The following is a 14,896-nucleotide window of genomic DNA, read 5'->3' as shown; positions in this document are numbered from 1 at the left end:
GCACAGCGGGGACGGCGGTGGGACGGAGGTGTGGGTGCGAGGAGGGCGGTGCGGTGCTGCGGCGTGAGGGATGGCGGGGCGCCGTGCGGGTTCGGCGGCGGCCGGGCCGGCGTGGTGGTCAGGTGCGCGCCCGGGCCGGGGTGGTGGTCAGGTGCGCCCCGGGCCGGGGTGGGGGTCAGCCGGGATGGTCAGGCGGGGTGGTGGTCAGGCGGGGGGTCAGCCGGGGTGGTGGTCAGGCGGGGGGTCAGCCGGGGTGGGGCTGTTCGCCGCCGAGGAGGTTGATCGCTACGCGGAGGGGGGCGCGGCGGAGGATGCCGGCCATGGTGAGATCGCCCTGGCAGAAGCCCTCGAAGGCGCGCCAGCCCAGCGGGGTGGCCATCGCGGCGTGGATCAGGTGGCGGTGGCGGGAGAAGACCGTGAGCAGGCGGCGGCCGGCGGTGATCTCGGGGGCCAGATGCTTGCGGATCAGGGCGGGATAGCCGTCCAGGGCGCCGGCGCCCTGCTGGGCCGCGCGGGCGGCCACCTCGCCGGCCCATGCGCCCGAACGGAGGGCGAAGCTGATGCCCTCGCGGGTCCACGGCTCCAGCAGGCCCGCCGCGTCGCCGGCGACCAGCACCCGGCCGCGGGCCAGCGGCGCGTCGTCGGCGCGGCAGCGGGTCAGGTGGCCGGAGTCTCGGACCACCTCGCGGCCGTGCAGGCCCAGACCGGCCAGGAACTTGGTCAGGTAGTCCTTGGTCTCGGCCCCCTTGCCCTTGGCCATGATCACGCCGACGGTGAGCTCGTCGTCCTTGGGGAAGACCCAGCCGTACGAGCCGGGCTCGGCGCCCCAGTCCAGCTGGACACGGCCGCGCCAGGCAGCCCGGTCCTCAGGGGTCGCCGCGAGCTCCACCTCGAGGCCGAGGTCCTGCTGGTCGAAGGTGACGCCGACATAGCGCGAGGTGATCCCGGCGGAACCGTCGGCGCCGATGACCACGCGTGCGGTCAGGGCCGATCCGTCGGCCAGGGTCACGGTCGCCGACTCGGTGTCCTGGTCGATCGCGCGTACCTGAGCGTTTTGAAGCACCTCGGCGCCGGATGCCGCCGCGGCCTTGAGCCAGGCGTGGTCGAAGTCGTCGCGCCGGACCATCGTCAGCAGCGGCTTGCCGGTCGACTGCCGGGTGAAGGCCCGGTTGCCGTCGTCGGTGAAGGTGATCGCGCTGATCGAATCGCGGGCGGGGACCTGGATGCGTGGCGCGGCAAGACCGAGTGACGTGCCGATCAGGCCGCCGCCACAGGTCTTGTACCGCGGGTGCTCGGCGCGGTCGATGACGATGGTCCGGGCGCCGGCTGCCGCGGCGGCGCGCGCCGCCGACAGCCCGGCCGGGCCGGCCCCGACGACGGCCACGTCGAAGGTCGTCTCAGCCATCACACGGCGAGTCTAGGACCCGCCGCGCCGGGGCCGGGAGCCCGGCCCCGGAGAGCGGATCATGCGTGGGCCGGCTGGCTGATCTGGTCCAGCATCGCCTCGCAGAAGGCGGGTAGATCGTCCGGTTTGCGGCTCGTCACCAGTGCCTCGTCAACGTGGACCTGTTCGTCCACCCAGGTGGCGCCGGCGTTGGCCAGGTCGGTGCGCAGGCTCGGCCAGCTGGTCAGCGTCCGGCCGTCCACGACACCGGCCTCGACCAGCGTCCACGGGCCGTGGCAGATCGCCGCCACCGGCTTGCCGGACACCACGAATTCACGGACGAACCGGACCGCGTCCGGGTCGGCTCGCAGGAAGTCCGGATTCGCCACGCCGCCGGGAAGCACGAGCGCGTCGTACTCATCGGGGCTGACGTTTTTGACCTGCTTGTCGACCTGGTAGGTGCCGGCCTTGTCCATGTGGTTGACGGCCTGGATCTCGCCGGACTTGATCGACAGGAGTTCCGCCGTGCCGCCCGCGGATTCGACCGCCTTCCGCGGCTCGGTGTACTCGACTTCCTCGACGCCGTCGGTGGCCAGGAATGCCACGCGCTTGCCCTGGATCGACGCGGTCATCACGGTTCTCCTCTCCTCCGGTGCGCACTGCCGGTGGGCGGTGCGTCTCTACTTCCGTGCCCGGAGGAAGAGGGTGCAAACCAGCCTCAATGGAGTCAGCGGCGAGCCTGGGCCAGGGCGGGGGCCTGGCGGCGGTTGGCGAGCTCGCCGGCGAACCAGGCGGCGTAGAACGAGACGCCGAGCGAAATGATCTCCACGGCCAGGATGCCCCAACCGGCGACGCGCTCGGGGGACTGCATGCGCATCATCAGGACCACCGCGAACAGGACGAGGACACCCATGCTCATCAGGTTGCGCAGGACACCGACGCGCTTCGCCCTGCCGTTGCGGACGAAGAGCAGGTCGACGGCGGCGGCGAGGACGACCAGGATGCCGCCGACCAGGCCGGCCACGATGTTCCAGTACGCGAGCTGGCCGATGATGTCGGGGGCGCCGAGCCGGTTGGCCAGGTCGAAGAGGACGGCCATGGTGAACAGCCCGAGCGGGAACATCAGCAGCGCCGGGTGGACTGCCTGGCCCGCTATCCGAAGTCGACTTTCCATGGGCGATCAGCCTCCCCAGCTGTGTCCCGATCCAAGGTCGTCAGTGGCCGTACCCGGGCTGTTCTCCGATGAAACGCGAGGTCATGTGTCGTACGCCCTGATTCTCCCCCCAAGCGGTGTTGATCCCCGCAGAATTCACCCGATCAGCGTTTGAGCAGCTCACAACCGGTCCGATGGCACATTGCCTACATGCAATCTGCAATGTGGCAACTTGATGTGTAGCGGACAGCCGGGTAGCCGTGCTGTACTACAGGCAGACAAAAGGCGGGACTCGAAGGGATCGACAGCAAAGGCACCCGGCGGCAACCGGGTGCCTTTGTCGCCTCTGAGCTCGTCGGCAGTCGCAACGAGCGAGGCGGGGAATTCTCTCTGCGCCAATGGTGGCTCGCTGTTCCCCCTCTCGCAAGGAGTCCGGGGAAGGAGTTCGCCATGCGCACCTACTACCGTGGGCCTGACGCCGTGGTGACCAGCGAACTCTTCGTCTGGCGTACCACGCCGGCGAAGATCTTCGTGATCCGCGAGCTGCGGAAGGTCGGCATCACCTGCACCGCCATCGACCGTAGCCGCCCGCCCACAGTGCAGGCCGCCGCCGGTTCGGTGGCCCTGGCCGTGGCCGTCTGGCCCGTCGTGGAGACCCCCGCGCTCGTCGCGCTGGGCCTCCTGGCCATCACGGTTCCGGGAATCGTTGTCGCCGCGTACCGGCGGACCCGCCCGCGCCTGTGGGAGCTGCACGCGTCCTACCGGGGTGGCGGGGTCATCCTCTTCGCCGACACGAACGCCCGGGTGTTCAACCAGATCGCCCGCGCGCTCCGCAGAGCGATCGAGGAGTCGCGTCCACACGCGACATGGTCCATCTGATCCATCCGGGGTGCCCGGTGCGGCTCGCCGGGCACCCCCTCTGACAAGGTGGCTGATTTATCCGCGTTTGGGGAGGTAGCGATGACCACGACGATCTGGACGGTCCTGATCTCGGCCACCAGCCTGCTCGTGGTCGGCACCGGCACCCTGTTCACGATCCGCTGGCAGCGGCGCAACGCCACGGTGGCGCGTCTCGGCTACGCCTTCGAGCGCCCGCGGGTGGTCGGCATCGAGGCCGACCGCGACACCGGCGACGACGAGGCGTACGAGACGGAGATCGTGCTCCGCAACCTGTCGCCGTTCGCCATCGCCCGGGAGAAGTTCTCCGGCCGCCCGATCGAGGTGCGGCTCAACGCCCGCGTGCTCCAGGTGCTGCACGTGCGGTCGTGGCCGGCGGAGCAGGTCCGGCCGCGGATGCCCGTCGCCGGCGGCAAACGGGTGCTGATCGAGCCGTTCCCGTTCGGTGTGGACCGCGAGGTGCGGGTCCGCGTGCGCACGGCCGAGGCGCCGCACGACATGGGGGTCCAGGCCGACGCCCCGGAGGTGGATCTCCGGAAGATCCGCTGGCGCTCGCGGTGACGCTGTCGCAATTGCGCCATCGTCGCGCCGCCACCTCCCCCACCCCGTCACTGGGTGGGCGTCACGGTAGCGGGTGGGAGTGGCGGTTTTGGGCGTTGTCCACAGGGCGGGGCGGTGTCAGTTCTTGCGGGTGGGGTCCAAGGGGCGGATCACGTTGGTGATCATGAGGGCTATGGCCAGGAGGGCGGCCACCGCTATCAGGCCCTTCTGGACGGTGATGTGGTCGCCCAGGAAGCCGATCAGCGGGGGGCCGCCCAAGAAGGCGCAATAGCCCACGGAGGCGACCACGCTCACCCGGGACGCGGCTCGGGACGGGTCGTCGGCGGCGGCGCTCATGCCCACCGGGAAGCCCAAGGAAGTGCCCAGGCCCCAGAGGCAGGCGCCGGCGAAGGCCACGGGAAGGGACGCGCCGAAGACGAAGAGGCACAGGCCTGCCAGGGCGATCAGGGCCAGGACTCGGAGCACGCGGACGCGGCCGTAGCGGTCCAGCAAGCCGGGGCCGAACCAGCGGCCGGTGGTCATCGCGGCCAGGAAGATGGCGTACGTCAGGGTGCCGCTGGTCGCGGGGGCGCCGTAGTCGTCGATGACGGCCACCGCGATCCAGTCGACGCCGGTGCCCTCGGCGAAGGCGAAGGCCAGCACGAACAGGCCGACCAGCAGGGTGCGGGGCTCGGTCCAGGTGGAGAGGGCGGACGGCTGGGGGACGGCGTCGGACGTCGTCGCCACGGGGTCGGCATCGGTGTCGGGGATGAACCAGCGGATGGACGCGATGACGGCGGCCGCGATGGCCAGGCCGAAGAAGATCAGGTGCACGGTCACCGAGATGTGCAGGGCAAGCGTCGCCGTGCCGGTCAGGGCGCCGGCGACCATGCCGACGCTGAAGCCCGCGTGGAAGCGGGACATGATCGATTTGCCTAGTTTGCGTTCGACCACCGCGCCCTGGACGTTCATCGCCACGTCCCAGGCGCCCTGGGCGAAGCCGAAGCCGAACAGGGAGATCGCCACGGGCACCACGCCCAGCTGGTAGCCGAACGCGATGCCGGTCATCGAGACGCCGAGGAGGCCGGCCATCGCGGTGATCGTGGCCCGCGAGCCGAGGCGCGTGACGATGATGCCGGCCAGTGGCAGCGCCACGATGGATCCGGCCGCGATGGCCAGGAGCAGCAGGCCGAGCCGGCTGGGTGTCAGCTCGAGGCCGTCGCGGATCTGCGGGATCCGGGTGGCCCAGCTGGACATCGCCCAGCCGGAGCCCATGAACGCCACGTAGACGGCACGCTTGGCCGCCGTCAACCTGGTGTCGTTGTGGACCGTGTCAGCCACGCCTCGTCCTCCGCCTTCTTCCGCGCGATGCCGTCCTTGCCGTCGTACCGGACGAACCTGGGCAGGAGGGCGGCCAGGACGGCCGTACCCGCGATGCACAGCACACCACCCACCCAGATGGAGCCGGTCACGCCCAGCCCGGTCCGGGCCATCGCCCCGGATCGGACCTGACCGAGCAGCGGGCCGGTGGTGTACGACAGCATCTCGATGCCGGCCAGGCGTCCGCGCAGGTGGTCCGGGATGGTCTGGCTCCAGATGATCGCGCGGAAGATGCCCGAGATCATGTCGGAGGCGCCGGCGAAGGCCAGGCAGAACAGCGTGAGCCAGAGCCAGTCGGAGAGGCCGGCGCCGACGATGCCGAGGCCCCAGCAGGCGGCGGCGATGACCACCATCAGGCCGTGCCGGTGCACGCGTCCGGACCAGCGGGACGTGAGCGTGGCCAGCATCGAGCCGGCGGCCGGGGCGGCGTACAGCAGACCGAGGACTTTGGGGCCGCCGAGCTGAGCGGCCAGGAACGGGTAGAGGGCCTGCGGCATGCCGAAGAACATCGCGTTGACGTCGATCAGGTACGTGCCCAGCAGCTCCTGGCGGCTGCGGGCGTAGCGCAGGCCGGTGAGCACCGACCGCAGCGACGGACGGTCCGCGTCGCCGGGCGGCGGGACCGCGCGGACCAGCGAGATGCAGATCAGCGACACCACGAAGGTGACCAGGTCGAAGGCGTACACCCAGGCCAGGTCGATCGTGGCGATGAGCACGCCGGCCAGCGCGGGGCCGGCCAGCTGGGCGACGTTGTACTGCAGCGACTGGAGCGACATGGTGGCCGGGATCTGCTCCGGCTCGACCAGCCGGGGGATCATCGCGTCCAGCGACGGCCGAGCCAGCCCGCCGAACGTCGCGGCGAGCCCGGCCACCACGTACAGCAGCCAGAGGTGTGGCTCGTCGGAGAGTGCGTTGACCAGCAGCACCGCGCACAGACCGGCCTGGGCGAACTCGGCCAGCCGGACGAGCACCTTGCGGTCCACGAAGTCGGCCAGCGCCCCGCCGACGAAGCTCATGACGATCAGCGGGACCAGCTCGCACACGCCGAGCAGGCCGACCATGAGGGGGTCGTCGGTGATCGCCGCGACCTGGAACGGGATGGTCACGTACGTGATGAAGGAGCCGAATCCGGACACCGCGCCGGCGGTGAACATCAGCCGGAAGTCGCGCGACGTGCGCAGTGGCGACAGGTCCATCCCGAGCATGGGTTACTTGAGCACCAGGTGCCCGGTCGCCTCGAAGGTGGCCAGGTCGGCCAGCGTCTCCTCGATGATGAACGACCGCTCGCCGGGCAGCGCGTCCAGCGGGAAGAAGCCGGCGTCGATCGTCTCGTCGGTCTGCTTGACCAGCTCGCCCTCCCAGGTGTGAATCCGGAAGGCCATCAGGATCTGCTGGTACGCGTGCCCGTAGTCGTTGGTGAACTGCGCACGCGAGTAGAAGGCGAACGGGGTGAGCGACGTCGCGGTCAGCCCGGTCTCCTCCCAGGTCTCGCGGATCGCGCACTCCTCCATGCTCTCGCCGAGCTCCATCGCGCCGGCCGGGATGGCCCAGCGATGGTTGTCGGAGCGCTGGATCAGCAACAGACGGTTCTGGTCGTCGATGATGACGCCGCGGGAGGCGACGAACAGCAGCCGCTCCTCGTCGCCGGCGAATCCCCGCTGCCGGCCCAGGTATGACTCAGCCCATGACAATCCCACGCCGCAAGATTAAGCGGACTTCTTGGCGGCGCGCTTGGCCGGAGCGGCCTTCTTGGCCGGGGCCGCCTTCTTCTTGGCCGTGGTCGCCTTCTTCGCGGCGGGGGCAGCGGGTTCGCCGCGTGCCGCCTTGGCCCGCTCGACACTCGCCTTCAGCGCCGCCATCAGGTCGACCGCCGCGGCCGGCTCCTCCTCCGCCTCCTCCGGCGCGACCACCTCGCGGCCCTCGACCTTGGCGTCGATGACCTCCTGCAGCGCGGTCCGGTAGTTGTCGGTGAACTCCTCCGGCTTGAAGCTGCCGGCCATCGAGTCGATCAGCGAGCTCGCCATGGCCAGCTCGGCCGGCCGGGTCTCGATGTCCTCGTCCAGGAAGCCGAAGTCGACACCGCGGACCTCGTCGGGCCAGAGCATCGTGTTGAGCACCAGCACGTCGTCGCGGACGCGCAGGGTCGCCAGCTGTTCCCGCTGGCGGATCGCGATTTTCACGATGGCCACCCGGTCGGCGTCCTGCAGGGCGTCGCGGAGCAGCACGTACGGCTTGGCCGCCTGGCCCTCCGGCTCGAGGTAGTAGGCCTTGGCGAACATGATCGGGTCGATCTCGTCGGCGGGGACGAACTGCAGCACGTCGATCGCCCGGGACGTGGTCAGCGGCAGTTCGGCGAAGTCGTCGTCGGTCAGGATGACCATCTCGCCGCCGCCGATGTCGTACCCCTTGGCGATGTCGTCGTAGGTCACCTCCTCGCCGTCCACCGAGCAGGTGCGCTTGTATTTGATCCGGCCGCCGTCGGTGCGGTGCACCTGATGGAACCGGATGTCTTTCTCCTCGGTCGCGGAGTAGAGCTTCACGGCGATCGACACCAGGCCGAACGAGACCGCGCCTTTCCAGATCGCTCGCATGTACGCCACCTAACCTGTTTGCGCTGCTCGGATCAAGGATGGCAGCCCGCGGAAGCTGACGTAAGTGCTTATGGTGATCAGGTGCCGGCACCGCTGTCCCCGATGCTCGCGACCGCGGGCCCGCTGCCGCGTGGGCCCGGCTGGAGCTACGAATTCAAGTGGGACGGCGTCCGGGTGATCGCGGCCTGTGGGCAGGAGCCGCCGCGGTTGTATGCGCGGTCGGGGACCACGGTCACCATCGCATATCCGGAAATAGCGGCTTTACGTCTGCCGCCAGACACGCTGCTGGACGGCGAGATGGTGGTGATGGACGCGCGTGGCGTCCCATCGTTCACCGCGCTGGCCGAGCGGATGCACGTCCGGGATCCGCACAAGGCGGCCTCGCTGGCGGTGACGCTGCCGGTCACGTACATGATCTTCGACCTGCTCCGGCTGAATGGCGAAGATCTCAAGAAGCAGCCGTACGCGGTCCGCCGCGAACGGCTCGAGGGTCTGGACCTGGCCGCCCGGAACTGGATGGTCCCGCCGGTCTTCACCGACGGGGAGGCGACCACGGCGACGGCCCGCGAGTACCGGCTGGAGGGTGTGGTCGCCAAGCGGGTGGAGACGCCGTACACGCCGGGGCTGCGGTCGCCGGACTGGGTCAAGGTGAAGTTCGAGCAGACCGGCGACTACGTGATCGGCGGCTGGCGTCCCGGCGCGCGGCGGCTGGGCGGGCTGCTGGTCGGCTCGCCGGGGCCGGACGGGCGGCTGCGCTACCGGGGCCGGGTCGGCGGCGGGATCAGCGGCGCGTCGGAGAGGGAACTGCTCGAAGTGCTCGGGCCGATCGCCGCCGAGAAGTCGCCGTTCCCGCCGGGGGCGGTGCCCCGGGAGGATGCGCGCGGCGCTCACTGGGTACGTCCCGATCTGGTGGTGGAGGTGCGCTACGGCAACCGCACGCCGGACGGCCGGCTTCGGTTCCCGCGTTTCCTGAGGTTGCGCCCGGACAAGGGTCCGGCCGACTGCGTGGAGGAGGACGACGATGGCTCCTGATCGGGTGCCGGTCGCGGTGACCATCGAGGGGCGCGACCTCGAACTGTCCAACCTGGACAAGGTGATGTACCCGGCCGCCGGGTTCACCAAGGGTGAGGTCATCGACTACTACACGCGCCTGGCCCCGATCCTGCTGCCGCACCTGCGAGGTCGGGCGTTGACCCGGATCCGCTTCCCCAACGGCGTCGACGGCATGCACTTCTTCGAGAAGAACAAGCCCGGGGGTACGCCGGACTGGGTGCACACCGAGCGTCTGCCGGTGCCGGGGTCGACCAAGGCACGGGAGACCATCGACTTCGTGGTGGTGGACGACCTGCCGACCCTGGTCTGGGTGGCGAACCTGGCGTCGCTGGAACTGCACACGCCGCAGTGGCGCGTGGGCGCGTACCCGGATCTGATGGTCGTCGATCTTGATCCTGGGTCGCCGGCCGGGTTGCAGGAGTGCTGCGGGGTGGCGGTGCTGATGCGCGACCGGCTGGAGGCGGACGGCGTGGCCGCGTACCCGAAGACCTCGGGCAAGAAGGGCATGCAGCTGTGCTGCCCGATCTCCGGCGAGCAGGACTCCGAGGAGGTCTCCGGCTACGCCAAGAAGGTGGCCGAGGAACTTGCCGCGATGGTGCCGAAGTCGATCACGGCGAAGATGGCGAAGAACCTGCGGCCGGGCAAGATCTTCATCGACTGGAGCCAGAACGCCGCCGCCAAGACCACGGTCGCGCCCTACTCGCTGCGGGCGCAGCCGGCGCCGACCGCCTCGACGCCGCTGACCTGGGAAGAGGTCGAGGCGATGGGTACCGGCGACGCGGAGGCGCGGCAGTTCGAGGCGCACGAGGTGCTGGGCCGCGTCGAAGAACTCGGCGACCTGCTCACGCCTCTCCTGGAGCCGGGGCCGAGGCTTCCCTAGGCCTACCTTGCGCCGCAAGGTACCGTGTTGCCCATGACAGATGTCGCCCAGCTCACCAGCAGCCTTCGCCGCGGGACGTTGGAGTTCTGCGTGCTGGCCATGGTCGAGCGGGAGGACATCTACGGCACCGAGATCGTCCGCCGGCTCGGTGAGGAGCGCAGTCTCGCCACCACCGAGGGCACCATCTACCCGCTGCTGTCCCGTCTGCGCCGCGTCGGATGGCTGGACAGCAAATGGAGCGAGTCGCCGACCGGGCCGCCCCGGCGCTACTACTCGCTCACCGACGGCGGCCGCGCGGCACTGAGTAATTTCCGTACCGAATGGACGTCGTTCCGGCAGACCGTCGATCGACTCGTAGGGACCGGTGGAGCATGAGTATCAACAAGGTTGATGTGGCAGGGGAGTACCTGCGTGAGGTCGAGCTCCGGCTGAGCGGGCTGCCCGTGTTGCAGCGCCACGAGCTGCTGGCCGACCTCTCCGCGCACATCGAAACCGCGCGTGAGCAGGGCGCCTACTCCGACGGGGAGATGGTCGAGGTGCTGCAGCGGCTGGGCAGCCCCGAGGCCATCGCGGCCGCCGCCTACGAGGAGGCGGGACCGCGTCTGGTCATGGCGCCGCCAGAGCCGCCGCCCATCCGGGCCCCCGCCCCGGCGCCCCGGAACAACAACATCTGGGCCTGGGTGATCGCCGCCGCCGTCGGGTTCTTCGTGCTCTTCCTGATCGGCGTCGCCAGCCTCATGTTCTTCTCCCAGGTCGCCGAGGCGCCGGTGCCGGCCGTGCAGCAGATCGACCGGCCGCCCGTTCAGGAACCGGCTCCGGATCAGCCGGTTCCGGCCCGGCCCGACGGAGAGTAGGGGTCAGTCGATCTGCGGCAGCGGCGGGCCGAGCACGTCGTCGGCGTCCACGATGGTGTACGCGTACCCCTGCTCGGCCAGGAACCGCTGGCGGTGCGCGGCGTACTCGGTGTCGATGGTGTCCCGGGACACCACGGTGTAGAAGTGCGCCTGCCGCCCGTCCGCCTTCGGCCGCAGCACCCGGCCGAGCCGCTGCGCCTCCTCCTGGCGTGACCCGAACGTCCCGGACACCTGGATCGCGACCGCCGCCTCCGGCAGGTCGATGGAGAAGTTGCCGACCTTCGACAGCACCAGCGTGCGCAACTCGCCGGCACGGAACGCGTCGAACAGCCGCTCCCGCTCCTTGTTCGTGGTCGAGCCCTGGATGATCGGGGCGTCGAGGTACTCGCCGAGCTCGTGCAACTGGTCGAGGAACCCACCGATGACCAGCACCTGCTCGTTCGGGTGCCGGTTGACCAGCGCGCGGATCACGGGCAGCTTGGTGCGGGCGGTCGCGGCCACCCGGTAGCGCTCCTCGGCGTCCGTCACCGCGTACGCCATCCGCTCCGCCTCGGTCAGGGTGACCCGCACCTCGGTGCACGCGGCGGGGGCGATCCAGCCCTGCGCCTCGATGTCCTTCCACGGGGCGTCGTAGCGCTTCGGGCCGATCAGCGAGAACACGTCGCCCTCCCGGCCGTCCTCGCGGACCAGCGTGGCGGTCAGCCCGAGCCGGCGGCGGGCCTGCAGGTCGGCGGTGAACCGGAAGATCGGCGCGGGCAGCAGGTGCACCTCGTCGTAGATGACCAGGCCCCAGTCGCGGGCGCCGAACAGGTCCAGGTGGGTGAACGCGCCGTTACGCCGCGAGGTGAGCACCTGGTACGTCGCGATGGTGACCGGGCGGATCTCCTTGCGCTCGCCGCTGTACTCCCCGATCTCGTCCTCGGTCAGCGACGTGCGGGCGACCAGCTCGCGTTTCCACTGCCGGCCGGCCACCGTGTTGGTCACCAGGATCAGCGTGGTCGCCTTGGCGGTCGCCATCGCCGCCGCGCCGACCAGCGTCTTGCCGGCGCCACAGGGCAGCACCACCACGCCCGAGCCGCCCGCCCAGAAACCATCGACCGCTTCCTGCTGGTACGACCGCAGCGTCCAACCGTTTTCAGCGAGCGCGATCTCATGCGCCTCGCCGTCCACGTACCCGGCCAGATCCTCGGCCGGCCAGCCCAGCTTGAGCAATGCCTGCTTGAGGCGGCCCCGCTCGGAGGCGTGCACCGCGATCGTCTCGTCGTCCAGTCGAGCGCCCAGCATGCCGGCCAGCTTCTTGGATTTCGCCACCTCGATCAGCACGAACTTGTCGAGGCCGCGCAGCACCAGGCCGTGGCCCGGGTCGTTGACCAGCTGCAACCGGCCGTACCTGTCCATGGTGTCGGCCACGTCGACCAGCAGCGCGTGCGGCACCGGGTAGCGCGAGAACTTGATCAAGGAGTCCACGACGCCCTCGGCGTCATGGCCGGCGGCGCGCGCGTTCCACAGGCCGAGCGGGGTCAGGCGGTACGTGTGCACATGCTCCGGGCTGCGCTCCAACTCGGCGAACGGCGCGATCGCCATCCGGCAGGCCTGCGCGTCCGGGTGATCCACCTCGAGGAGCAAGGTCTTGTCGGATTGAACGATCAGTGGTCCGCCGCTCACGGGTAGCCCTTCTCGCGGACGTAAAAGACCCTCTAGTCTACTGCTCCTCCGGGACCGCGGCGGTGATGCGATGCAGCGCGAACGTGTGCAACGTCTCCGTCCGGTCGTCCTCGGCGCGCAGATAGCCGGCGCTCAGCGACACCGGCCGGACCAGCCGGGACAACGTCGCACCGTGCGAATCCACGTAACCCACCCACACCCGCGCCTTCTCCCGCACCGCCTGTTGCAGCACCGCCATCGCCTGCCCGTGCGCCTGCACCGAGGTCAGACCGGGCACGCCCTGACCGTTCGCCGCCCGCACGCTCACCGGCGCACGGCGGGCCGCCCGGGTCGCGATGTCGCCCTTGCGGATCTGCTCGACCACGCCGGCCAGGCGCGGCCCGGCCAGGTGCGGCGGCCCGGCCTGGTCGGGCAGCCGGACCGAGACGGGGGTACGCGTCGGAGCACGGCGCACCTTCGGCCTGCTGAGCACCGTCGCCCCGCCCGCGTCCTCGGCGACCGGCGCGTAACCGGCCTCCCGCAGCGCGCCCAGCAGACGGCTCACCTGATGCGGGCTGACCAGCACGGTCGGCGCCAACCGGCGCAGCGCCAGCGAGCTCAGCCGCTTGTCCGCCAGCGCCTCGGCCACCAGCGCCTCGTCGTCGCTGCGCAGGTAGCCACCCGCCGAGCCGGTCCGCAGGCCGCCGTGCTTGCGGGCGGCGTCGTCGATCAGGTAGGTCAGCGCCTGCGGCACCGGCGTCCGCGACCACCGCCGGAACAGCGCGTGCAGATCGGTGGCGCTGTAGCCGACATCCAGCGCCCGGCGCACGCTCGACGGCGTGACCCGGCGCATCGCCGCCGACTCCTTGTCGGTCACCACCTCCAGCTCGCCGGCCAGCTCCGGTTCCGGCGGGCCCGGCACCACGACCGACAGGTCCGCCTGCACCAGCACGTGGTCGACCGGGGCGGGCAACAGACCGTCCAGTGCGCGGACCGCGTCGGTGACCTGCTCGGCGCCCAGCGGGTCGGCGTCCTCCGGGTTGAGGAGCAGGCGGGCGTACGAGGTCAGCGCGTCCCGCCCGGTCACACCCAGCTGGGCGGCGCCGTCCAAGGCGTCCCGGTGTACCGCCTCGCGACCCCGGGCCCGGCGTGGCGCCTGCCAGAACAGCAGCCCCAGCACGTCATCGATCCGTGGCGCGGTACCGGCGGGCAACGCCGCCACGGCCATCAACGCCTCCCGCCGCGCCTGCGGTCCCGCCGGGCGCTCCGCCTCGGGCGACAGCGCGGTGATCGGGCGGTCCCGCTCGTCGCGCCGCCCGACCAGGCTCGGCTGCCGGGTCATGATCAGCCAGGCGCGGGCCAGGGCGGTCCAGCGCTGGGCGATGCCCTGGGCCTTCCACAGGTCGTACGCGCCGGTCGGCAGGAACACCTCGTCGCCGGTGGAGACCGTGGACCGGCTGATGCCGGTGCGGTCCGCCTCGCCGAGCAGCCCGGTCGCGTGCGCCACCTCCAGCATCAGGGCGGCGACCGGCTCGTCCATGTTCGTCTCCCGGGCCAGCCGCTTCAGGTCACGGACGCCCAGCCCGCCCGCCTTCAGCACCGGCGCCGGCTCGACGGCCAGCGCCTCCAGCAGGCTCTCCGTCGTGCGTACTGCCTCCAGGGCCTGGCCCGCACCCGCCGCGTCCACCGCCTTCACGTCCCGCACCGGGGTCTCCGGCGCCGGCGGATGAGGGCGCAGCAGGCCCAGCGGCCCGGTCTCCCGGCGCAGCAACATACCGACCTCGCGCGGCAGCTCCACCAGTTCGCCGTCCGGCCGCGGCGAGCGACCCACCTCGGACACCTGCACCAGCACGTGATGGTCGATCAGCCAGCGCACCGGCTCGGACACCGCGCCGTCGCTCGAGGCACGGCCCAGCGCGCCGATCGGCGGACCCGCCGCCAGCCTGTCCAGCACCGCGCGCGCGGCCGGAGTGGCCTCCATCACGGTCCGGCGCAGCTTCGCCCGGTCAGAGCACAACGCGGCCGCCGCCGGGTCCAGGAAATCGGCCGGGCGGCCCAGCCCCGCCGGGTATGGCGACGTCACCTCGTCGACCGCGCCGACGACCTGCAACGCCTCCTCCGGGCCATGCAGCAGGAACCGGGCGCGCAACCGCCCCACCGCCACCCGCACGTCGTCCGGTGGTGCCGACGACGCCAGCTCCAGGATCGCCTCCACCGAGGTCAGAGCCGTCTCGGGAGAACGGCTCAACCGGGCGGCGTCCAGGATCGCCAGGGTGAACTCGTCCAGCGAGTCCAGGCATCGGGCCACGGAGCCGCGGGACTGTGCCCGCACGGCGAGCGCGGACACGTCGGAGGGCACCGGCACGACGAGATCGGGGCGCAGCTGAATCAGCGCGCCCAGGGCCTCATCGGGCAGGGACCGGAGTTGATCGGCGAATGTCGTGGCCATCCCTTCCCAAGTTACCGACCATGGGACGATGGTGGCGGGTCCGGGGCGTGGCCGGGTTCGATATCGACTCC

General features: G+C 70.9%; 15 protein-coding genes. 6 read left to right on the top strand and 9 right to left on the bottom strand.

Annotated features, from left to right (window positions below; translation table 11 throughout):
* Window positions 1–244 precede the first annotated feature (244 nt).
* The 3 genes from QSK31_RS27050 to QSK31_RS27040 all read right to left on the bottom strand — a co-directional run bounded on the left by QSK31_RS27050 (window position 245) and on the right by QSK31_RS27040 (window position 2,558).
* Entirely contained in the window at window positions 245–1,405 is a 1,161-nt protein-coding gene (locus tag QSK31_RS27050) for a geranylgeranyl reductase family protein (protein WP_285687163.1), read from the bottom strand.
* Window positions 1,406–1,464: 59 nt separating this feature from the next.
* Window positions 1,465–2,016: a type 1 glutamine amidotransferase domain-containing protein gene (locus tag QSK31_RS27045; RefSeq protein ID WP_285687162.1), complete on the bottom strand. Its 552-nt coding sequence runs from the start codon at window positions 2,014–2,016 to the stop codon at window positions 1,465–1,467.
* Window positions 2,017–2,111: 95 nt separating this feature from the next.
* Window positions 2,112–2,558: a DUF2231 domain-containing protein gene (locus tag QSK31_RS27040; RefSeq protein ID WP_285687161.1), complete on the bottom strand. Its 447-nt coding sequence runs from the start codon at window positions 2,556–2,558 to the stop codon at window positions 2,112–2,114.
* Window positions 2,559–2,987: 429 nt separating this feature from the next.
* On the opposite strand from QSK31_RS27040, the gene QSK31_RS27035 reads away from it, so the two are divergent.
* Window positions 2,988–3,416: a DUF6232 family protein gene (locus QSK31_RS27035; protein ID WP_285687160.1), complete on the top strand. Its 429-nt coding sequence runs from the start codon at window positions 2,988–2,990 to the stop codon at window positions 3,414–3,416.
* A gap of 81 nt (window positions 3,417–3,497) precedes the next feature.
* Window positions 3,498–3,995 carry a hypothetical protein gene (locus tag QSK31_RS27030; protein WP_285687159.1) on the top strand — a complete coding sequence of 166 codons (498 nt, stop codon included), beginning with the start codon at window positions 3,498–3,500 and terminating at the stop codon, window positions 3,993–3,995.
* A gap of 117 nt (window positions 3,996–4,112) precedes the next feature.
* Here QSK31_RS27030 and QSK31_RS27025 read toward each other — a convergent pair whose 3' ends face one another.
* The 4 genes from QSK31_RS27025 to ku are packed head-to-tail and all read right to left on the bottom strand — an operon-like array spanning window position 4,113 to window position 7,945.
* Window positions 4,113–5,315, bottom strand: coding sequence for an MFS transporter (locus QSK31_RS27025; protein ID WP_285687158.1), 1,203 nt, complete (start codon window positions 5,313–5,315; stop codon window positions 4,113–4,115).
* A complete protein-coding gene (locus QSK31_RS27020) occupies window positions 5,282–6,550 on the bottom strand; it encodes an MFS transporter (protein WP_285687156.1) in 1,269 nt (422 codons plus the stop codon). The genes QSK31_RS27025 and QSK31_RS27020 overlap by 34 nt, the downstream gene beginning before the upstream one ends.
* Window positions 6,551–6,562: 12 nt before the next feature.
* Entirely contained in the window at window positions 6,563–7,051 is a 489-nt protein-coding gene (locus QSK31_RS27015; protein ID WP_285687154.1) for an NUDIX domain-containing protein, read from the bottom strand.
* A 9-nt stretch (window positions 7,052–7,060) separates the two neighbouring features.
* Window positions 7,061–7,945, bottom strand: coding sequence for a non-homologous end joining protein Ku (gene ku / locus QSK31_RS27010; protein ID WP_285687153.1), 885 nt, complete (start codon window positions 7,943–7,945; stop codon window positions 7,061–7,063).
* A gap of 81 nt (window positions 7,946–8,026) precedes the next feature.
* Between ku and ligD (QSK31_RS27005) the strand changes: the two genes are divergently transcribed.
* Genes ligD (QSK31_RS27005) through QSK31_RS26990 form a run of 4 tightly spaced genes read left to right on the top strand, consistent with a single transcriptional unit; the run spans window position 8,027 to window position 10,732 of the window.
* Window positions 8,027–8,977: a non-homologous end-joining DNA ligase gene (gene ligD / locus QSK31_RS27005; RefSeq protein ID WP_502873013.1), complete on the top strand. Its 951-nt coding sequence runs from the start codon at window positions 8,027–8,029 to the stop codon at window positions 8,975–8,977.
* Entirely contained in the window at window positions 8,967–9,878 is a 912-nt protein-coding gene (gene ligD, locus QSK31_RS27000; protein WP_285687152.1) for a non-homologous end-joining DNA ligase, read from the top strand. Before ligD (QSK31_RS27005) ends, ligD (QSK31_RS27000) begins: the two co-directional genes overlap by 11 nt.
* 33 nt (window positions 9,879–9,911) lie before the next feature.
* The gene (locus QSK31_RS26995) at window positions 9,912–10,253 is read left to right on the top strand and encodes a PadR family transcriptional regulator (protein WP_285687150.1); all 342 of its coding nucleotides are present in this window, start codon (window positions 9,912–9,914) and stop codon (window positions 10,251–10,253) included.
* Complete coding sequence (locus tag QSK31_RS26990) at window positions 10,250–10,732, top strand: HAAS signaling domain-containing protein (protein WP_285687148.1); 483 nt, start codon at window positions 10,250–10,252, stop codon at window positions 10,730–10,732. The genes QSK31_RS26995 and QSK31_RS26990 overlap by 4 nt, the downstream gene beginning before the upstream one ends.
* A gap of 3 nt (window positions 10,733–10,735) precedes the next feature.
* Here the strand turns inward: QSK31_RS26990 and QSK31_RS26985 are convergent, their stop codons facing one another.
* Window positions 10,736–12,397, bottom strand: coding sequence for a DNA repair helicase XPB (locus QSK31_RS26985; protein WP_285687147.1), 1,662 nt, complete (start codon window positions 12,395–12,397; stop codon window positions 10,736–10,738).
* 37 nt (window positions 12,398–12,434) lie between these two features.
* The gene (locus tag QSK31_RS26980) at window positions 12,435–14,825 is read right to left on the bottom strand and encodes a helicase-associated domain-containing protein (RefSeq protein WP_285687146.1); all 2,391 of its coding nucleotides are present in this window, start codon (window positions 14,823–14,825) and stop codon (window positions 12,435–12,437) included.
* Window positions 14,826–14,896 lie beyond the last annotated feature (71 nt).

It is taken from the genome of Actinoplanes sp. NBRC 103695 (genome assembly GCF_030269485.1).
In the GTDB taxonomy this organism is placed as follows: domain Bacteria; phylum Actinomycetota; class Actinomycetes; order Mycobacteriales; family Micromonosporaceae; genus Actinoplanes.
Note: the sequence above shows the minus strand (reverse complement) of the source record. Positions and strands in the feature narration are given on the sequence as shown.